Raw genomic sequence first — 19,329 nt, forward strand, 5'->3', positions numbered from 1 at the left:
CCCGTTCCGATGTCCCGTTTGCGGTGCTTTATCGTCGCTGTGTTCGAATGGAGGAGACGCGATGACCGTGCCAACCGACGTCGACAATGATCTTGGCCTGACATCACGCCGGCGGTTTCTGCGCGAAGGTGGTGCGTTGCTGGGCGGAGCCGTCGTCGCGGGCAGCCTCGCGGGCAACGAAGCGCTGGCCGCAAGCGATAGTGCTGACAATCTGCCGCCCAACATTCCGGAATGGATGAAGACGCCCGGCGACCCGATGGGAAGCCAGCCCTATGGAACGCCTTCGCCGTTCGAGAAGGGCGTTATCAAGAATATCCCGAAGAATCTGCCGCAATATCTGTCCGCATCGGGACGGACGCCGCTGCAGGATCTCGATGGCATCATCACGCCAAACGGACTGTTCTACGAACGCCATCATAGCGGGGTGCCCACGATTGATCCGGCGCAGCATCGACTGATGCTGCATGGCCTGGTGGACAAGCCTCTGATCTTCACCATGGATGACATCCGGCGCTTCCCTTCGGAATCGCATATCTATTTTCTCGAATGCTCCGGCAATCCCTCCTACAAGAAACCCTTCGGCAAGACGGCATCCGACCTTGTCGGTCTCGTGAGTTGCGCCGAATGGACCGGAGTCAGCCTGAAGGTCGTTCTGCAGGAAGCAGGACTGCAGCCAGGCGCGAAATGGGTCGTCGCTGAAGGCGCGGATGCAGCAGCGATGACACGCAGCATTCCGATCGAAAAATGTCTCGGCGACGCGATGCTGATCTACAGCCAGAACGGCGAGCGCCTACGCCCGCAGCAAGGCTATCCGCTGCGGCTTCTGCTGCCGGGTTTTGAGGGCAACATGAGCATAAAGTGGCTGCGCCGTCTGCACGTCACTGCGGAACCGACTTACTCACGCGAAGAAACATCCAAATACACCGACCTGATGCCAGACGGATCGGCACGTGACTTCACGTTCTACATGGAAGCCAAGTCCATCATCACGCGGCCCTCGGGTGGCCAACGGCTGAGCGCACCGGGTTTTCACGAGATCAGCGGTATCGCCTGGAGCGGACATGGCAAGGTCAAGCGGGTAGAGGTTTCGGTCGATGACGGCAAGAGCTGGCAAGACGCCCAGCTGCAGGAGCCGGTGCTGACGCGGGCGCTGACGCGCTTCAGGCTTCCCTGGCAATGGGGCGGTGGACCGGCCGTGATTCAAAGCCGAGCAACAGACGAGACGGGTTACGTCCAGCCGACATTGGCCGAGCTTCTCGCCGTGCGTGGCGACAATTATTATTACCACAACAACGCCATTTGGCCGTGGCGCATCGCAGCGGATGGCGAGGTGTCCAATGGCAACGCGTGAGTTTTGTATCGCGGTGCTCGCCGTGCTTGGGCTGGCATTCGTTGTGCGCGCTCAGGCGCAAGGCCCCTACGGCATCGGTCGATCAGCAACGTCGGCTGAGATTGCGGGCTGGAACATCGATATCGATCGCGACGGCAAAAACCTTCCGCCGGGAAGTGGCAGTGTCAGTCAAGGCCGTATGGTGTTCGATCAGCAATGCGCGTCCTGTCATGGCGCGAAGGGCGAGGGCGGGCTTGGCGACAAATTGGTCGGCGGGAAAGGCACGCTGGCGACGCCAAATCCGGTCAAAACCGTTGGCAGCTATTGGCCGTACGCCCCGACATTGTTCGACTACATCCGCCGCGCGATGCCGCTGACGGCGCCGCAATCGCTGAGCGACGAGGATGTCTACGCGGTCTCCGCCTACATCCTCAATCTGAACGGACTGCTTCCGGCGGATGCAACGCTCGACGCCAAGACACTGAGCGCGATCGAGATGCCGAACCGGAGCATGTTCGTCGGCGATCCCCGTCCCGACGTGCCGTGACGTGTCTCGCACGAAGCGTAACCGTCATGGCCACGTATGATTAGGGAGGTTCACCACGATTGGCGTTGGGGTGCTCCTGACGACCACCCAGTGAAAAGGCTCCGAATCCGATGGATTGATCTCCATGTGTGGCAGGAATGCAGGCACATGAATGAAATCGCCGGCTTTCGCGCTCGCGGCGTATTCTCCCCTCACGCCCCAGCGGACTTTGCAGGTGCCCGATAAGACATAGGCAATCGTCTGCTGCTCTCCATGATGGTGGATGCCTGTACTGGCTCCAGGCATGACCTCGAACAGCCCGCCCCATATCGCCGATTCGATGCCGAGCTGCGGCGCGACCGCGGCCAGGCGAACGGAGCCAGGCGTCTGTGCCGTGCCCGCGTCGAAAGTGGTCGGGCTGATAATACGAATTGAGGGATATTCCGTCACCATGTCTATGGATGGCTCCTTGTCGGTGGTGAAAGGCGGCCTCAGTTCGAGGCATGGTTGCCGCTGGATTCAGCAGCGGGCCTCGCGGCGCGCTGCCATCCATCAATCGCGTTGAGCGCAGGCATACAGCTTTGCTCGCAGCCATCTTCCTGTGATCCTATCAAAGCTGTTTTGCTTGTCCGAAATTGCTGGCTCTGCTTTTCGCTTGCGCCTTTTGCGATAGCAGCGTGCAGCGGCGCGTTCGAAGCGATATCGCAGCGCGGCTGCGGTACCTTCCTCGGCGCTTGTGAAGAGCGCGCTCTCATCGTTCCTCAAAGGCCTCACCGACGGATACGCAAAGCTCCAGTCCGACGAAAGTTTCCTGAAATCAACGCAAGACCGGGCCATATCGCGCAAAAATGCGCGATTTCATTTTCGGTCAAACGGGTACGTCCTCATCCGCATCCAGTCGGAGACACTGCCATGGAAAGAGAACTCACTCCTCGCTCATCCATATCCCGGCGGCGGTTTCTTGGGACAGCCGGGGTTACGACCATGGTGCTGGCTTCGCCGCCAGCATTTGCCGAGGCGACCGCAGAACCCTCATCGTTGCCGAAAGAGAATGTCAGATTGAGCGTCAACGGGCGGCAGCACGCCCTCGATCTCGACCCCCGCACGACGTTGCTCGATACGCTGCGCGAGCACCTCGCCTTGACCGGCACGAAGAAAGGCTGCGACCAAGGACAGTGCGGCGCCTGCACGATAATCGTCAACGGACAGCGCATCAACAGCTGCCTGACGCTTGCGGTTATGCACGACGGCGATGAGATCACCACCATCGAGGGTCTGGTAGAGGACGGCGATCTCCATCCGATGCAGGCCGCCTTTGTGCGCCATGATGGATTGCAATGCGGATACTGTACGCCCGGTCAGATTTGCTCGGCCGTCGCGTTGCTGGCCGAACACAGGGCGGGCTGGCCAAGCCATGTGACAGCGGATGTCGCGACCCGGCCAGCGCTGTCGGATGCCGAGATCGCCGAGCGGATGAGCGGCAATATCTGCCGGTGCTCAGCCTATCCCAACATTGTTGCAGCAATCCGCGACGTGAACGAGGGAGGCCGCGGATGAAGCCGTTCCGCTACGAACGGGCAAGCGGGGTCGCTTCCGCCTGTGCCACTGCAGCCGCACCGGGAGCCAAGTTTATCGCCGGTGGCACCAACCTCATCGATCTCATGAAGCTGCAGATTGAGACGCCTGAACTGCTGGTCGACATCGGTCTGCTGCCGCTCGCCGACATCATCGAAAGCACGGGGGAGGGTGGCCTGCGCATCGGCGCGGGGGTCACGAACAGCGCGCTTGCCGCCGACATGCGCGTCCGCCGCCTCTATCCGCTGCTGTCGCAGGCGATCCTGGCGGGCGCCTCGACGCAGCTTCGCAACAAGGCCACGACCGGTGGGAATCTGCTCCAGCGTACGCGATGCCCCTACTTCTATGACACCACTAAACCGTGCAACAAACGTGTGCCGGGGTCCGGATGTGCGGCGCTGCACGGCATCAACCGGATGAACGCCGTGATGGGCGTGAGCGACGACTGCATCGCCGCGCATCCGTCAGATATGGCGGTCGCCATGACGGCACTCGATGCGCGGGTGGAGACCGTCGCTGCTGATGGCGCAATTCGGACCATCCCGATCGACGCGCTCTATCGAGCGCCCGGCAGCACGCCCCATATTGAAACGGTTCTGGCACCGGGTGAGATGATCCGGTCGGTGCTCCTGCCGCCGCCGCCGAAGGGTCGTCAAGTCTATCGCAAGGTCCGCGATCGCGCCTCCTTCGCGTTCGCGCTCGTTTCGGTCGCTGTCGTCGTAGAGCGCGAGGGTGACAGGGTGCGCGCCGCGCGCGTCGCGTTCGGCGGCCTGTCCTACAAGCCATGGCGATCGGCGGAAGCCGAAGCCTCGCTGGACGGCGCCTCGGCGACTCGAGCGTCTTTTGATGCCGCCGGCATAGCCGCGCTCAAAAATGCGCGTGGCTATGGCCACAACGACTTCAAGATCCCGCTCGCACGCCGAACGCTGCGGGCCACACTGGCCGACGCTGTCGGCGCCTGAGGAGAAGCGAGCATGGCCGAAAGCAAGCACGCCGACGTAATCGGGCTTCCTCTCGATCGCATCGATGGGCGACTGAAGGTAACTGGCCGGGCCACCTATGCCTTTGAGTACGCGGCGCAAGGAAGCGCCGCCTACGGCGTGATCGTGAGCGCATCGATCGGCAAGGGCCGCATCGCGGGAATCGATGCGCGCGATGCACAACGCTTGCCGGGCGTGCTGCTCGTGCTCACCAAGGACAATGCGCCGGCCCAGGCGCCCTGGGGTCCGGTCGATCTGCCGGACCGCTTTGCGCGGGCAGAGCCCGCGCTCAACACCGACGAGGTGCTCTATTTCGGCTTTCCTGTCGCCTTCGTGGTCGCCGAAACGTTCGAGCAGGCCAGCGCGGCCGCCGCGATGGTCCGCATCCGGTACAATCCAATACCGGGTGACTATGACCTGCATGCCGCGGGTCCTGCCGCCGAAAACCCCGGCCGGATCGACGGCAATGCTCCCGCCGACAGTGCCACGGGTGATTTCGAATCCGCCTTTGCCAACGCACAGGTGCGGATCGACGCAAAGTACACAACGCCCTATCAGCATCAGGCTCCGATGGAGCCACATGCGACAATGGCGGCATGGGAGGGCGAGATGTTGACGGTGCACACCTCCGCGCAGTTGACGGCGAGTCCGCAGGAAGGTCTCGCCCGAACGTTCAACATCCCCAAGGAGGATGTCCGTATCATCACCCGTTATGTCGGCGGCGGTTTCGGCAGCAAGTTACCGTACTATGTGGACGCGACCCTCGCCGCGATCGGCGCCCGCACGCTTGGTCGACCGGTGAAGGTGGCAATGACACGCCCGCAGCTCTTCCATACCACGACACACCGCACGGCATCCGAGCAGCACATACGACTGGGCGCGGACCGCGATGGCCGGCTGACCGCGTACGGCCAGGAAGCACTGGTACATTGCGCGCGCTTCGACCAGTTCACCGAGCCGGTCGTCGACGCGGCCCGCAGGCTTTATGCCGCGCCCAACCGGCTGACCCGGCATCGCCGCGCAAAGCTCGATCTGCCGCGTTCGGATTCGATGCGCGCCCCGGGCGAGGCGATCGGCCTGCTGGGGCTCGAATGCGCGATGGACGAGCTGGCGGACGCCCTCGGCCTCGATCCGGTCGAGTTGCGCTTGCGCAATGACACACAGAGCGATCCTGAGCAGGATCGGCCGTTCGCCTCGCGCCATCTCGCAGAGGCGTTGCGTGAGGGCGCTGCCCGCTTCGGCTGGGACAAGCGCGTCGCAAAGCCGGCCAGCGTTCGCGACGGGCCCTGGTTTGTCGGCCTCGGCGTCGCCTCGGCGATCCGCGGCGACGTGCTGCAGAGCGCGACGGCGCGGGCGCGGCTGGAGAGCGACGGCCGGCTGACCATCGAGCTGGCGATGACTGACATCGGCACCGGCTCCTACACGATCCTGACGCAGATTGCCGCCGACACGATGGATATGCCGGTCGACCGTGTTGCGGTTCGCCTTGGTGACACTCGCTTTCCGCCCACCGCCGGCTCGGGCGGCTCTTTTGGGGCGGCGACGTCCGGTTCCGCGGTTCTTGCGGCCTGCCGCAAACTCAAGGCCGGGCGCGCCTCCGGAACGACGGAAGCCTTGGGGTCGGTCACGCCCGCCGATCTCGACGAGGCGTATTCGCACGCCGGCTTCGGCGCGCATTTCGCGGAAGTCGGCGTCGATCGGGACACCGGTGAGGTGCGCGTCCGACGCATGCTCGGCGTGTTCGCGGCCGGCCGCATCCTCAATGCAAAGACCGCCCGCTCGCAGATGATCGGCGGCATGACCTGGGGCATCGGCTCGGCGCTGCTCGAGGAAAACCATGTCGACTTGCGCTTCGGCTCCTTCATCAACCAAGACCTGGCCAACTACCATGTCGCGGTAAACGCCGATGTCGGCGCGATGGACGTGGTGTTTCTGGATGAGGCCGATCCGCACGGCAGTCCCCTCGGCAGCAAGGGCGTCGGCGAACTGGGCATTTGCGGCGCCGGAGCCGCGATCATGAACGCCATTCATAACGCTACCGGCGCACGTATCCGCGACTTTCCCGCCACCTCGGACAAGTTGCTGGCCACACTCGAAAAGCTTGACCCCTAGCTTTACAAGGCAAAGTCCTCTTCAAACGTCTGGTCTCGGCTGCTTGCGCAGTTGCCGGGTGGCGGCACGGCAGTGAGCGCCGGCCTGGATGTGGCGCTGGAACCGTTACCTTTTCTGTGTTGATCGCTGGTGCCGGCCGCTTTCGGGTGGTGTCGCGATGCGACACGTCTCACCCCGCTCTCATTCCAACATGTCGATCGAGTCACACCCGGTCGATACCACAGGGATCCGGTCCCCACTGGTCTGTGGAGCCCGGATCCGAAAGGCTCAGTGTCGCGAGCAGTAGTGACGATGTCCGTCATATCCAAGATATGTCCCGGTGGCGGGATTGTACGAATGGTACCGCGCCTCGCAGGAAGTGACATTAGCGTCGTCATTTGCGGCATAGTTCCCATAGTAAGGATAGTAGTCAGGACCCCAATCGTCCCACCACCCCCCAACGCCGCCATAACCGCGACCGAAGCCACGATCGCCGAAGCCATGATCGCCACCGCCGAAGCCGACGCCGTGGCCACCACCACCGCCGCGGGCCATCGATTCTGACACCGAACCAATCGCCAGCACTGCGCCCAAAGCGATCGTCGTTAAGATTAATGTTGATTTTCGCATAATAAACTCCATCAAGGTTGGCTTTTTCAAAGTGTATGAAAAGCCCGCCTTTGATATATTTCGAGCAAATCTATTCAGCGATGGAACGAAAGTATTTAATCGGCATAAATTTTGATACTTTAAGTTATACCTCCGTCTTAATGGGCGCGTAATCTTACGGAGATGGAAAGGATGGGCAAGAATCATTCTTGGGGTAGCCGCGGCAACGACATTTGGCAGATACCGATATTCCGCCGCGGCGGGCGCCGATGTAGAGGACCGAAGCCGAAGTTGCCACGAATAGGTTGGCTTTCGCGACGCCGAGGACGACGAACGCTCCTCAATCGCCGCGAATTTCCTGAAGTGCCATGCCGAGCGCGGGCCGGCCTGTTACATTTGCCACGCTGCTGTTCCTCAATCCAAAACTGGCGTCGTCAGGCTGAGGGGCAGAATGCGCCGATGGCCTTGGCTGGTGTTTCGCTTCCGTCGCGGACGGACGCCGGTTAGTGTGCCCCTTCTCCGGGCTTTACCTCTGCCGTGCTCAGTGCGTCGAATGCGTCCGCCGAGATGCCCCGAGAATGGTGAAGGAACGCCGCGAGCGCCCAGATGCTTTGATCCGGAATCTGATCGCCCCAGGCAGGCATTGCTGTTCCGGGAATGCCATTCTTGATCTTCGGGAAGACCTCGGCGGGATCGTTCCGCCGGCCGGCGAGCAACAAGTTCGGAGGCGCCGGGGTCATCCCCTGGACGGTCGCGGCAAGGCCTGGAGCCCCATGGCATTGGACGCAGTTCTCCCGAAACAGGTGCGCTCCAGCCTGCTCCGCCGCCGGCGTCTCGATATTTGCAGGGACCTCCACCCGTGCGGCGGCTGTAGCAGCGACGGTGCATGGCATTGCCGTTTGCGGGGCGCAGGCGGCGCTCATGGCGATCGGCACCAGCGGGGAAGCGTCAGACCCGCTCATGTAAAGGAAAAGCAGGCTTCCAGCAGGAATCGCAACGACAGCGATGCCGAGCGCCTGGGTCAAACGAGCCAACATCTGGAACTCCTCAACTTGATGTCTTGTGGCGGCATCTGTCGGCCTCGGCACCGGCAGTCATGAGCGAGACGGCATTCATTCGCCGGGGGTTTCAATGGGCATCACCCGCCTACCGCGCATGCCGCCCAGGAACCTGCCCAGCCGATCAAGATAGAGGTAGACCACCGGCGTCGTATAAAGCGTCAGCACTTGCGAGAGCACCAACCCGCCGACGATGGTGTAGCCGAGCGGCTGGCGGATTTCCGATCCGGCGCCGGTGCCCAGCATCATCGGCACGCCGCCTAGAATCGCCGCCATGGTGGTCATCAGGATCGGCCTGAAACGTATGGTGCAAGCCCGGTAGATCGACTCCTGTGGACTCAGATCTTCGTTCCTCTCGACCTCGAGCGCAAAGTCGACGAGCATGATGCCGTTCTTCTTGACGATGCCGATCAGCAGGATAACGCCGATCATCGCTATCACGCTGAAGTCCATATGGACCGCCATCAGCAACAACAAGGCGCCGATGGCGGCCGAAGGCAGCGTCGAAAGAATGGTAATCGGATGGATTATACTCTCGTACAACACTCCGAGGATGATGTAGATCACCACCAGCGCCACCCCGATCAGGATTGGTGTGCCTGACAGCGCCGACTGAAAGGCCTGCGCGTTGCCCTGGAAGCTGGTTGCAAGCGAAGCGGGCTTTCCGGCATCGCGTTCGAACTGCTGGATAGCGGCGACCGCATTTCCGAGCGCCACGCCCGGTTTCAGATTGAAGGAGATCGTGACCGCCGGGAACATGCCTTGATGATTGATCACGATCGGCGCAGCCTTGGTCACGCTGGTCACCAGGGCGCTTAACGGCACCTGCTGCCCTGACGAGGAATTCAGATAGATATCCTTCAGCGCTTCGGGACCGTACTGGAATTCCGGGCTGACCTCGAGAACGACGTGATACTGGTTGAGCTGAGTGAACATTGTGGAGACGATGCGCTGGCCGAAGGCATCGTCGAGCGTGTTGTCGATCGTCGACGGGAGGATTCCGAAACTCGACGCGACTTCGCGATTGACGGTCACATCGAGCAGTGGTCCTGCATTCTCCTGGTCGGTGGCCACGTCGATGATTCCCGGCAGACCTTTAAGCTTATCGAGGAAGATCGGCGCCCAATGGTTGAGCTCGTTGGAATCGGCATCGGCCAGAGTGTATTGATACTGCGTCTTCGAAACTCGACCGCCGACGGTGATGTCCTGCGCCGCCTGCATGTAAAGCGCTATGCCTTGGGTCTTGGAGAGTTGGGAAGATAGCCGGTTGATCACCTGATCGGCGCTGACGTCACGTTGGTTGTTGGGCTTCAAGGCAATGTACATCGTCCCTTGATTGAGCGTACTTCCGCCGACTGCTCCTATCGAGGCTCCGACCGAGGCTACCGCCGGATCCTTCAGCACGGTGTCGATTATCGCCTGCTGGCGCTGGGCCATAGCCGGGAACGAGATATCCTGATCGGCCTCGGTGACGCCGATAATCAGACCGGTGTCTTGTTGCGGGAAAAAGCCCTTCGGGATGACAACGTAGAGATAGCCGGTGACGGCAATCGTTCCGAGCATGACGAGCAGCGTAACGAAAGTGTGCCGCAGGACGATCTTCAAGCCCCGTTCATACAATCCAAGCAGCGCGTCGAAGCCGCTTTCGCAAATATAATACAGCCGCCCGTGCCTGACGTTGGCCTCATTCTTGAGCAGACGCGCGCACATCATTGGCGTCAGCGTGAGCGAGATCACCAGCGATAGGATCAGTGAAACGCTCACCGTCACGGCGAATTCCTGGAAGAGTTCGCCGACATAGCCACCCATCAGGAACAGTGGAATGAATACAGCGATCAGCGAAAGCGTAATCGAAACGATGGTGAAGCCGATTTCGCTCGAGCCCTTTAGTGCAGCCTCCATCGGGGTGAGGCCCTCTTCGACGTGGCGGACGATGTTCTCGATCACGACGACTGCATCGTCGACGACGAAGCCGACCGCGATCGACAAGGCCATGAGCGACAGATTGTCGAGGCTGTAACCAAACACATAGAGCACGGCAAAGGTGCCGACGAGCGAAAGGGGCACGGTTATTGCGGGAATGACTGTTGCCCAGAAATTACGCAGAAACAGGAATATCACCATCACCACCAGGGCAACGGTCAGCATCAAGGTGAACTGCACGTCCGAGACCGAGGCACGGATGGTTTGTGTGCGGTCTGAAACGACCGAGACCTTGATGCCGGGCGGGATCGACGCCTGGAGTTGGGGCAACAGAGCCTGAATGCGGCCGACCGTCTCGATCACATTGGCACCGGGCAGGCGCCGGATAGCCATCAAGATGGCGGGTTTCTTGCCGAACCAACCTGCCACAAAGTGGTTCTCCGGCCCGTCGATCGCGGTGCCGATGTCACGGATGCGCACAGGGGAGCCATTGCGATAGGCAATTATGATATCATTGTAAGGGCCAGGTTTGAGCAACTGGTCGTTGGTGTTGAGCGTGAAGGTTTGACGCGGGCTGTTGAGCGTTCCCTTTGCAATATCGACATTGGCCTCGCCGAGCACGTTGCGGACATCTTCAAGCCCGATGCCGCGGGCGGCGGCCGCTTGCGGATTGATCTGCACGCGGATCGCCGGCTTCTGCTGGCCGCCAAGGCCGACAAGACCCACGCCGGAGATTTGCGAGATCTTCGGCAGCAGGATGTTTTCCGCATAGGCATCGACCGTCGTCAGGGGCAGGGTATCGGAGGTCAATGCGAGCACCAGGATCGGTGTGTCCGCCGGATTAACCTTTCGGATGGTCGGCGGATAGGGGATGCCCAGCGGCAAATAGGGGCTGGCGGCATTGATCGCCGACAGCACGTCGACTTCTGCACTGTCGACGCTACGGCTGAGGTCGAACTGAACGGTGAGCTGCGTGCTGCCAAGCGCGCTGGCCGAAGTCAGCTGGGTCACGCCGGGGAGTTGGCTGATCTGTTGCTCGAGCGGGGTGGCTACCGACGACGCCATGGTTTCGGGATCGGCGCCGGGCAGCTGCGCTGATACCTGAATGGTGGGAAAGTTGACGTTCGGCAAGGATGCGACTGGCAGAAGCTGGTAGGTAGCGAGCCCGCACAGCAGCAGGCCCACCATCAGCAGGCCTGTCGCAATCGGCCGGTGAATAAAAGGGGCGGAGATGTTCACGGGATCGCCTGCTGCACTGCGCTTTGCAGGTCGGCTTGTTGAGCGGCTTTGCCGTGCAGCACTTGGACGGGGGTGCCCTGCGCGAGCCTGTACTGTCCGTCGACCACGACGGTTTCGTTCGCCTTGAGACCCGAATCGATGAGAGCTTCTCCCCCGGTCATCTGTGCGACGGTGACGGGCCGCATCTGTGCGGTTCCATCAGGCGCAATGACATAGACGTAGGAGCCGTTCGGACCCTGCTGCACTGCCGACTCGGCGATGGTCAGCCCGCCATTGCGGGTATTGAGAAGCAACCGTGCATTGACGAGCGCACCCGGCCAGAGTTGGTTCCGTGCGTTCGGAAACGTGGCCCGGAGACGGATCGTGCCCGTCGTCTGGACGATCTGGTTGTCGACAAGCAGGAGCTTGCCTTCGTCGAGCTGGGTCTTGTCGTCCTGGCTGTACGCAAGGACCGTAAGCTCCCCCTTGGCCATCTGCTGCTGGATTTGCAGAAGAGTGTCCTCGGGCAGCGTGAAGATCAACGAGATCGGTTGGATCTGCGCAACGTCGACCAGGCCAAAAGTATCGGTCGGGTGGATGATGTTGCCTTCGTCAATCTGCCGGATACCCGTTACGCCGTCGATCGGCGAGGTCAGGCGGGTGTAGCTGAGATTGATCTGTGCGGCCTGTAGCAGAGCCTCGTCTGCCTTGATTGTCGCCTGGAGCTGGATCACTTGTGCCTTCTGCGTGGCTACCAGTTGGGAAGTGGCAAAACCCTTCGCCAGCAGTGGCGTGTAGCGGTCCAGGTTTGCCTGTGCATTGACGAGCTGCGCCTGGTCGCGATCGCGGGTAGCAGTAATCTGATCGATTTGTGCCTGATAGGGATTTGGATCGATCTGTGCCAGCAGATCGCCCTTTTTTACTGTCTGGCCTTGTTTGAATGTGATTTTCGTAATCGGTCCTGAGATCAGGCTGTGCACCACCACGTTGTTGTAGGCGATTACCGTTCCTACCCCACGAAGGTAAATAGGCACATCCTGACTGGCTACTTTTCCGGCAACGACAGGGACCGCCGGGGGAGGAGCGGAGGCCGCCGCGGGCTCGGAAGGATCGTAGATGTGCTTTGCTGCAAGACCAACGCCACCGACTATGATCAGCAGCGCGGCAATAATAAAGGGTCGCTTGCGCATCGAGGGCTCCTACGAGAGACGGCTCTTAAGGGATCGCTTTTTTCAGCAGCCAGATGTCGACAACGTGCTGCTTGTGCCTGTCACACCCGTGCTGACGCAGGACGTGCCTAGTGTACCGACTGTTGGAACGGTCACGCTCGGGCTTGTTACCGGATCGGATATATTGGGTGTTGGAATGCCCGTTATCGAGCTCACTCCCAAATTGCCGAGTTCTGAAGACCCGAGCGGAATCCCAACCGGAGTCCCAACACTCGTGGACGATGTCCCGGACGATGTCCCGGTGGTAGTTGATAGTGTCGCTGTGGTGCTGGAAGCCGACGTGCTCGAGCTTGTCGAGTTGCAGGTGCCCGATGCTGTGGAACCCGTCAAGCTCGCAGACGACATCCCGCTCGTGGACGTGGTTCCGCTCATGCCGCCGCCGTCGAAAGTGGAAGGGGTGGAAGTGCTTCCGGCAACCCCGGAACTTGACGCCAGAACACCTGGTGCCACGACATTGGTACACCCGGAGTTGCTCATGGAACTATTCGCGATTCCCATGGAGCTACCCGCGCTGCCCATGGAGCCAGACGTCGTTGCCGAGCTGAACGTCGTCAAGCCACCAGGATCGAGCTCGACAGCGCCCAAGGGAATACCAACCGGATTAGTACCAACCGGATTGAGGGGCGAACCAACTGCAGAGAGGGGCGAAGTCATTCCTATTGCGGGCGTGGTCGTGCTGACTTGCGCGAAGCTCGGCCCGCTGGACAATAGTGCGATCGCCACGGTGATCAGCAAGCTTGGCATCGCAACATTATGCTCATTTCGCATTGGAACTACCGTCGTTTCGTGTGTCTAGATGTTGGCATCGGTGAAACAACGTCGTAGTATTGCCGCCGCTCCGATCTTATACGCCGCGCGGCCAAGGGTTTTGGGCGCGGACGCAGCACCTAACGGATTTCATCCCTGGATTGGTATCGGGTTCGTCCGAGCAGATAGGGGGATGATGCCAGATGGAGGGGAAGCGCTCTTCCCTAAAGGCGGCTGGATTTCCCTATTCGCACGCCAATCCGAGCATGTGACGGTGGTGTAGCAGCAGTGTCTAATGGAGAACTTCGTTGTTCGCTATGGATTATTCTGGCGCGTCCGAGCAAACGCATCGGCAAGATGAAGTCTCCGCTACAAACCAACGTATGAGCCTTTCAGACTTCTACTTCATTCTCCTATACCTTTGTGGGATGGATCGCATGGTCTCCGGCTCTTTAACGTAAGTAGAAAGAGAGACAGCCAAATTGCCCGAATAACGGATTGATCCTCAGCCCTAGCTCGTGACCGCTGATTCAAGAATGGCAATCCGGCTTCTGCCGAGAGCCTGTCTGCGGTCGCCAGGCGAAAGCGACGACATCGGGAAAACGTCTCAAGGCAGTTCGCATGAAAGAGGCGCCCGATGTCCCAAACGGCCAGGATCAGTCCACTCCCCCAGGCCAATGACGAGTCCAAGGTGCTGACGGCAAGCGCGCCTATCCGCGAGAGCGCGGCAGGCACAAAATCGCTTGTCACCGATGCTCGCGTTCCGAATCGCACTATCTCCATAACCGCCGATAGCCGCCCTGGTGAAGGCGAATCCGACCAGCAAGTGCCTGGTGGCCTGCTGCCCACTGAGGAGAAGCCTGAGGCGGCTGTCGAAAGTGAGCAGGACACGCGCGGACCAGGCGGTTCAGACACAGGACACCGAGGGCGCAAGCCTGCCGTCTTCATCATCGGTTTCGTTGTCCTGGCTGTTCTTGTCCTCGGCGGGTTCTACTACTGGTATACGAACCTCAACTTGGTGAGCACGGATAACGCCTATACCGATGGGCGGGCTGTCTCCATCGCGCCGCAGGTTTCGGGCCTCGTCGTGTCGCTGGACGTGACCGACAACCAATATGTCCACAAAGGTGATCCGCTGATCCATATCGATCCGCGCTCCTACACGAGCGAGCGGAATCGGGCGCTGGGAGCCCTCGACAGCGCCAAGGCGCAAGCTGCGGGGCAGCGGCTTATGGCCGAAATCGCCCGCAAGAATTTCCCCGCTCTGTTCCAACAGGCCCAGGCTCAATTGCTGACGGCACAGGCCAATCTGACCAAGGCCCAGGCCGACTATGACCGACAGAGCACTCTGCCGAAAGCCGCGACAACGCAACAGGAGGTCGACGCCGCGTTGGCCGCGCTGCGCCAAAGCAAAGCGCAAGCTATGCAGGCCGAAGCCCAGGTTCAGCTGAGTTCACCGGTCGAGCAGCACATCGGCCAGAGCGATGCGCAGGTCGAACAACTGAACGGGCAAGTCGAGCAGGCTCAAGCGCAGCTTGATCAAGCAGCGCTCAACCTCTCCTGGACGGTCGTGACGGCGCCGCACGATGGCTGGATAACCCGGCGCAACGTGGAGATGGGCAACTACGTCACGCCCGGGCAGCAGATTTTCTCAATCGTTTCACCGGACGTGTGGATCACAGCCAACTTCAAGCAAAACCAGCTTGATGGTCTGCGGCCCGGCCTCGGCTGGAGTGATGCTCATCGAACCGACACCGTCGGAACCACCGATATCCCGAGCGGCAGCGGAAACTTGGGATCGAGCCCGCTGTCGATGACGATCTTGACCGGCACGCGTTGAACGATCTTTACGAAATTGCCGGTGGCGTTTTCGGGTGGGAAGGCGGTGAACTTGCGACCCGGACCCCATCTGGATACTGTCGACATGGCCATGCAGGTCGAACCAGCGCGGCCTGGAAGCCCCGCTATAATCCCTGGCTCATCGCGGTTTCGGTGACCCTTGCCGCCTTCATGGAAGTCCTCGATACGACGATCGTCAATGTTGCCTTGCCGCACATCGCCGGCAGTCTGTCGGCGAGCAATGACGAGGCGACCTGGGCGCTTACCTCCTACCTGGTGGCAAACGGAATCGTGCTGACCATTTCTGGCTGGCTGAGCGATCTTTTCGGGCGCAAACGTTATTTCCTGATCTGCATCACCATGTTCACGGTCTTCTCGTTCCTATGCGGAACGTCGACGAGTCTGGGCGAACTGATCGTCTTCCGGTTGCTGCAGGGTTTCTTCGGCGGCGGCCTGCAACCGAACCAGCAGTCGATCATCCTGGATACGTTCCCGCCGGCCAGGCGCGCGGCCGCATTCGGCGTCACGGCGATCGCTACGGTCGTCGCCCCGGTCCTCGGTCCGACGCTCGGCGGCATCATCACCGATCAGTCGACCTGGCGCTGGATCTTCTTTATCAATGTACCTGTCGGCATCCTCGCAGTTATTTTGAATTCGATTCTCGTCCAAGATCCCCCGTGGGTGAAAGACAAGAAGAGCCGCGGGCTCGACTACATTGGCCTGTCGCTCATCACGCTTGGTCTCGGATCCCTGCAGATCATGATGGACCGTGGCACAGACGACGATTGGTTCGGTTCGTCCTTCATCGTGTTCATGGCGCTTCTCGCCTTCCTGGGGATCGCGGGCGCGATCGGCTGGCTGCTGATGGCCAAGAAACCGATCGTCAATCTCGACGTGTTCAAGGACAGGAATTTCGCCGCCGGCTGCGCAATGATCGCGGCGATGGGGGCAATCCTCTACGCCAGCGCCGTCGTGATTCCGCAGCTCGCGCAGCGGGTTCTCGGCTACACCGCAACCTGGGCGGGGCTCATTCTTTCTCCGGGCGGCATCATCGTCATCCTCCTCATTCCATTGGTTGGGCGTCTTATGACGATCGTCCAGACGCGGTTCGTCGTCGCCGCCGGTTTTTTCATTATGGGATGCGCGCTCTTCTTCTCGAGCCATCTGGCGCCGAACATCGATTTCCCGACGCTCGTGCTGATGCGCAGCTGGCAGGCGGCCGCGCTCGCGTTTCTGTTCGTGCCCATCAGTACGACCACCTATCTCACCTTGCCGCGCGAACTGAGCGGCGACGGAGCTGCCCTCTTTTCGATGGTCCGCAACGTGTCCGGGTCGATAGGGATTTCCGTCGCAACGTCGCTCGTCACGGAGCGGAGCCAGATCCGGCAGTCCTATCTATCGGAATGGGCCTCGCCCTTCCATCAACCCTACAATGCGCTGGTGGCTCAATACGAACGTGCGTTGACGGTGGCCGGGCATGCCGCCGGGTCGGTCCATGGATTGGCGGTTGGAGAGGTCTACCAGGCCTTCCGGACGCAAGTTGCCGTTCTCGCCTATTCTGACGTCTTTCTGCTCTTCTCCTTCGTCGCCTTCCTCGCCGTCCCCTTCTGCTTCCTGCTATCCGGCAAGAAGGCTGCCGGTGGCGTGGGCGCCAGCCACTAGGGTTGATCATGGGCTATAAATTCCGCACTGTTGCAGCGATTTCAGGAATGTTTGCGCTGGCAGCTTGCACTGTGGGGCCGGAGTTTCGTCCAGCCGGATACGGCGTTGCCGAAGCGCTGGTTTACGAATGGTTCGGCAGCTGCCCCGGCGAGTTCCGCAGGATCCAGTGCGGTAGTTCACGAGCCCGTCGACCCTGCTTGGTGGCAGGCTTTTCACGACGCGACCCTTACGTCGCTCGTGCGGCGCCTCGCCGACGCCAACCTCGATGTGAAAACTGCGACCGTCCGGCTCGCAGAAAGCCGTTTTCAGCGCGGTGCCGTGGCCTCCGCTCAACTGCCTGCCCTGAATGGCAGCGCTAGATACCAACGTCAAAATCTTAGCGACGTGAGTGTCAAAGGCAGCCTGATCGACGGTCTCCTTGGTTCGTCGAATAGCACCATTTCTTCCGCAAAGCCCACCGACCTGTTTACCAGCGGTTTCGATGCATCATGGGAGCTCGATCTTTGGGGGCATGTCCGCCGTCAGGTCGAAGCGGCGGATGCGCAAGTTCAGTCTTCGGAGGAACAGCGGCGCGACGCGCTGCTCTCGAGCCTCGCCGAAACCGCACGCGACTATATCCAGCTGCGAGGGACGCAGACCTTGATCAGGATTACCAATGACAATCTGAAAATCGAGCGGGACATTTTACAGCTGACGCAAACGCGTCAGCAGAAGGGCTTGACGACCAGTCTCGACGTCGAGAACGCCGCAGCGCAGGTCGAAGCCGTTCGTGCCCAGTTGCCCAGCCTGGAACAGCAGGAAGCACAGCAGATCAACGCGTTGAGCTTTCTGTTCGACCTGCCTCCGGATGCGCTGCGCGGGGAACTCGCCACCGGGAAACAAGTGGTGCCGAGGCCTGCCCGGGTTCCGATCGGCATTCCCTCCGAGCTGGCGCGGCGGCGCCCGGATATCCGCGCCGCGGAAGCCCAGCTTCACGCAGCCACCGCCGACATCGGAGTGGCGATCGCCGAGTTCTATCCATCCATCCAATTGAATGGGTCGGCAGGCTTCGACGCCCTCAAGGTCGCGAGCCAATTGACGGCCCACGCGATCCCAACCAGTGTCGGGCCGAGCATTTCGATACCAATCTTCGAGGGCGGCCGGCTGAAGGCGACGTTGCAGCTTCGTAAGGCGCAACAGGTGGAGGCGGCGATCGCCTATCACAGGACGGTGCTGGAAGCCTGGCACGAGGTTGTAAATGCCCTCGTCGCCTACCGGACAGAACGGCAGCGTAGCGCCCGGTTGGCCATGCAGGTTCAGCATCTGCGGCAAGCCTTGTCGCTGGCCCGTGACCGCTACAATGACGGCGTCACCGAGTTCACCACCGTGCTCGACACCGCACGTATACTGCTTCAGGCCGAACAGGATCATGCGCAGAGCACGACCAACATCTCGATCAATCTCGTCCAACTGTACAAAGCGCTCGGTGGCGGGTGGGAATTGACATACCCGAGCGCGCCGCCCGGACCATCGGTCAGCGCTCAAGAACGTTCGAGAGCAACAAAGCCGACATGACCATGTCGATCCTTGTTGCGACGCGCAGGTGCTGGAAGCCGGCGAAATGTCACTTCATATATCTCATCACGAGTTGATAGCGATAAAATCTCGACGCCGATCTTTGGTGAATTTAGCTTGGAATCGACGATCATCCGGTGAAACAAAGACTTAAAGCTCGGCGTATGATTCCCTTGCGGTACACAACAGTCGTGGTGAGAACAGGATGATGTGTTTGGCTAAAGGTCCCTCAGAGCTGCCCCGCGGGATCCCTTGGCCGAGCTTTTGCCCCGGTCGGCCGAGTTGCGCAATCGACGTCGGGACGTCACTGATCCGTTGGCCGAGCTCACCAGGTCTGTCCTTTCTCGACGTGCTGTTTTAGGTCACGGAATTGGCCATGTCAGCGTAGCGCAAGACGCCGATAACAAAGTCGCTCGCTGCGAGAGCCTCAGCGCCATGCATTGGCATTCGCGAGTACAAAGGTCCAGCCAAACCACTCTAATCGGATTGGATCATGGGCAAGAGTGCCACATTCCGTTGGCTCCGTAGTAGCTTGAGTTTACAGCATCAAACGAGCAGTAAGCAGCATCGGTATCGTAGTTCCACCAAGACTGGTAGTTATATGCCGGATCACTAAAAAAGACCTTGCGGTGCGGGTGTTTCGGCTGGCGGTTGCCAATGCCGATATCGCTAAAGTCCTTCGCATGGCCATCACCACCGCCGCGTGCCGCCATGGAGACCGTAGCCGAGCCGGTCGCCAGCATTGCACCCAAAATGAACGTCGCCAGAATTGTTGCTGATTTTTTCACAATACACTCCCAGAGGTTGATACTTCCGAAATTGTTGAAAGCGATATTTATATAGAGAAAAATATCTGTATCTGAATAGTACGTTTGGTTGATACATATATATCTCTAACTATACACATGATTTGTTGAGTGCTTCGCGGCGCCGATGATGCGTTCTAAATCCAGGTCAAAGTCACAGTTCGGCAGGCGTGCAAGCAAGA

The 19,329-nt window shown here is 60.4% G+C and carries 14 protein-coding genes and 2 pseudogenes; 9 read left to right on the plus strand and 7 right to left on the minus strand.

The genetic code is table 11. The features are described 5' to 3' along the window. The first annotated feature begins 61 nt into the window (after nucleotides 1–61). The gene (soxC, locus tag NKI85_RS24415) at nucleotides 62–1,351 is read left to right on the plus strand and encodes a sulfite dehydrogenase (RefSeq protein WP_352778410.1); all 1,290 of its coding nucleotides are present in this window, start codon (nucleotides 62–64) and stop codon (nucleotides 1,349–1,351) included. Continuing rightward, complete coding sequence (locus NKI85_RS24420) at nucleotides 1,338–1,877, plus strand: c-type cytochrome (protein ID WP_352526907.1); 540 nt, start codon at nucleotides 1,338–1,340, stop codon at nucleotides 1,875–1,877. Before soxC ends, NKI85_RS24420 begins: the two co-directional genes overlap by 14 nt. Nucleotides 1,878–1,901: 24 nt before the next feature. Here the strand turns inward: NKI85_RS24420 and NKI85_RS24425 are convergent, their stop codons facing one another. Then, nucleotides 1,902–2,309, minus strand: a complete 408-nt coding sequence (locus NKI85_RS24425) for a cupin domain-containing protein (RefSeq protein WP_352526906.1) — start codon at nucleotides 2,307–2,309, stop codon at nucleotides 1,902–1,904. A 531-nt stretch (nucleotides 2,310–2,840) separates the two neighbouring features. Here NKI85_RS24425 and NKI85_RS24430 point away from each other — a divergent pair. Genes NKI85_RS24430 through NKI85_RS24440 form a run of 3 tightly spaced genes read left to right on the plus strand, consistent with a single transcriptional unit; the run spans nucleotide 2,841 to nucleotide 6,523 of the window. Next, the gene (locus tag NKI85_RS24430) at nucleotides 2,841–3,413 is read left to right on the plus strand and encodes a 2Fe-2S iron-sulfur cluster-binding protein (protein ID WP_352526905.1); all 573 of its coding nucleotides are present in this window, start codon (nucleotides 2,841–2,843) and stop codon (nucleotides 3,411–3,413) included. Then, nucleotides 3,410–4,393 (plus strand): FAD binding domain-containing protein, encoded by a 984-nt coding sequence (locus tag NKI85_RS24435; protein WP_352778413.1) that lies wholly within the window; start codon nucleotides 3,410–3,412, stop codon nucleotides 4,391–4,393. Before NKI85_RS24430 ends, NKI85_RS24435 begins: the two co-directional genes overlap by 4 nt. A gap of 12 nt (nucleotides 4,394–4,405) precedes the next feature. Continuing rightward, entirely contained in the window at nucleotides 4,406–6,523 is a 2,118-nt protein-coding gene (locus tag NKI85_RS24440) for a xanthine dehydrogenase family protein molybdopterin-binding subunit (protein WP_352778415.1), read from the plus strand. A gap of 267 nt (nucleotides 6,524–6,790) precedes the next feature. Here the strand turns inward: NKI85_RS24440 and NKI85_RS24445 are convergent, their stop codons facing one another. The 4 genes from NKI85_RS24445 to NKI85_RS24460 form a co-directional block, all read right to left on the minus strand. Then, complete coding sequence (locus tag NKI85_RS24445; RefSeq protein WP_352778417.1) at nucleotides 6,791–7,318, minus strand: BA14K family protein; 528 nt, start codon at nucleotides 7,316–7,318, stop codon at nucleotides 6,791–6,793. Nucleotides 7,319–7,614: 296 nt separating this feature from the next. Next, nucleotides 7,615–8,148, minus strand: coding sequence for a c-type cytochrome (locus tag NKI85_RS24450; protein WP_352778419.1), 534 nt, complete (start codon nucleotides 8,146–8,148; stop codon nucleotides 7,615–7,617). Nucleotides 8,149–8,223: 75 nt separating this feature from the next. Further along, complete coding sequence (locus NKI85_RS24455; protein WP_352526900.1) at nucleotides 8,224–11,331, minus strand: efflux RND transporter permease subunit; 3,108 nt, start codon at nucleotides 11,329–11,331, stop codon at nucleotides 8,224–8,226. After that, a complete protein-coding gene (locus NKI85_RS24460) occupies nucleotides 11,328–12,500 on the minus strand; it encodes an efflux RND transporter periplasmic adaptor subunit (protein WP_352778421.1) in 1,173 nt (390 codons plus the stop codon). The genes NKI85_RS24455 and NKI85_RS24460 overlap by 4 nt, the downstream gene beginning before the upstream one ends. On the opposite strand from NKI85_RS24460, the gene NKI85_RS24465 reads away from it, so the two are divergent. Continuing rightward, the gene (locus tag NKI85_RS24465; protein ID WP_352526898.1) at nucleotides 12,493–13,335 is read left to right on the plus strand and encodes a hypothetical protein; all 843 of its coding nucleotides are present in this window, start codon (nucleotides 12,493–12,495) and stop codon (nucleotides 13,333–13,335) included. The two genes, NKI85_RS24460 and NKI85_RS24465, sit on opposite strands and share 8 nt — an antisense overlap. A gap of 588 nt (nucleotides 13,336–13,923) precedes the next feature. Beyond that, nucleotides 13,924–14,934: pseudogene (locus tag NKI85_RS24470) on the plus strand (HlyD family secretion protein); the annotation flags it as partial. A 92-nt stretch (nucleotides 14,935–15,026) separates the two neighbouring features. Here the strand turns inward: NKI85_RS24470 and NKI85_RS24475 are convergent. Continuing rightward, nucleotides 15,027–15,222 (minus strand): annotated as a pseudogene (locus NKI85_RS24475) (HlyD family secretion protein); the annotation flags it as partial. Nucleotides 15,223–15,266: 44 nt separating this feature from the next. Between NKI85_RS24475 and NKI85_RS24480 the strand changes: the two are divergent. Together NKI85_RS24480 and NKI85_RS24485 are read left to right on the plus strand one after the other, a co-directional pair. Continuing rightward, nucleotides 15,267–16,787 (plus strand): DHA2 family efflux MFS transporter permease subunit, encoded by a 1,521-nt coding sequence (locus NKI85_RS24480; RefSeq protein WP_352778455.1) that lies wholly within the window; start codon nucleotides 15,267–15,269, stop codon nucleotides 16,785–16,787. Between the two features lie 105 nt (nucleotides 16,788–16,892). Continuing rightward, nucleotides 16,893–18,341, plus strand: coding sequence for an efflux transporter outer membrane subunit (locus tag NKI85_RS24485; RefSeq protein WP_352778423.1), 1,449 nt, complete (start codon nucleotides 16,893–16,895; stop codon nucleotides 18,339–18,341). 491 nt (nucleotides 18,342–18,832) lie between these two features. On the opposite strand, the gene NKI85_RS24490 is transcribed toward NKI85_RS24485, so the two are convergent. After that, nucleotides 18,833–19,129, minus strand: coding sequence for a hypothetical protein (locus tag NKI85_RS24490; RefSeq protein ID WP_352526894.1), 297 nt, complete (start codon nucleotides 19,127–19,129; stop codon nucleotides 18,833–18,835). Between the last annotated feature and the right edge of the window lie 200 nt (nucleotides 19,130–19,329).

Origin of the sequence: Mesorhizobium sp. M0571 (assembly GCF_040320985.1) — a bacterium.
In the GTDB taxonomy this organism is placed as follows: Bacteria; Pseudomonadota; Alphaproteobacteria; order Rhizobiales; family Rhizobiaceae; genus Mesorhizobium.

Coding starts and splice junctions, on each gene's coding strand:
- soxC (WP_352778410.1), top strand. CDS start 62: ATGACCGTGCCAACCGACGTCGACAATGATCTTGGCCTGACATCACGC.
- NKI85_RS24420 (WP_352526907.1), top strand. CDS start 1,338: ATGGCAACGCGTGAGTTTTGTATCGCGGTGCTCGCCGTGCTTGGGCTG.
- NKI85_RS24425 (WP_352526906.1), bottom strand. CDS start 2,309: ATGGTGACGGAATATCCCTCAATTCGTATTATCAGCCCGACCACTTTC.
- NKI85_RS24430 (WP_352526905.1), top strand. CDS start 2,841: ATGGTGCTGGCTTCGCCGCCAGCATTTGCCGAGGCGACCGCAGAACCC.
- NKI85_RS24435 (WP_352778413.1), top strand. CDS start 3,410: ATGAAGCCGTTCCGCTACGAACGGGCAAGCGGGGTCGCTTCCGCCTGT.
- NKI85_RS24440 (WP_352778415.1), top strand. CDS start 4,406: ATGGCCGAAAGCAAGCACGCCGACGTAATCGGGCTTCCTCTCGATCGC.
- NKI85_RS24445 (WP_352778417.1), bottom strand. CDS start 7,318: ATGATTCTTGCCCATCCTTTCCATCTCCGTAAGATTACGCGCCCATTA.
- NKI85_RS24450 (WP_352778419.1), bottom strand. CDS start 8,148: ATGTTGGCTCGTTTGACCCAGGCGCTCGGCATCGCTGTCGTTGCGATT.
- NKI85_RS24460 (WP_352778421.1), bottom strand. CDS start 12,500: ATGCGCAAGCGACCCTTTATTATTGCCGCGCTGCTGATCATAGTCGGT.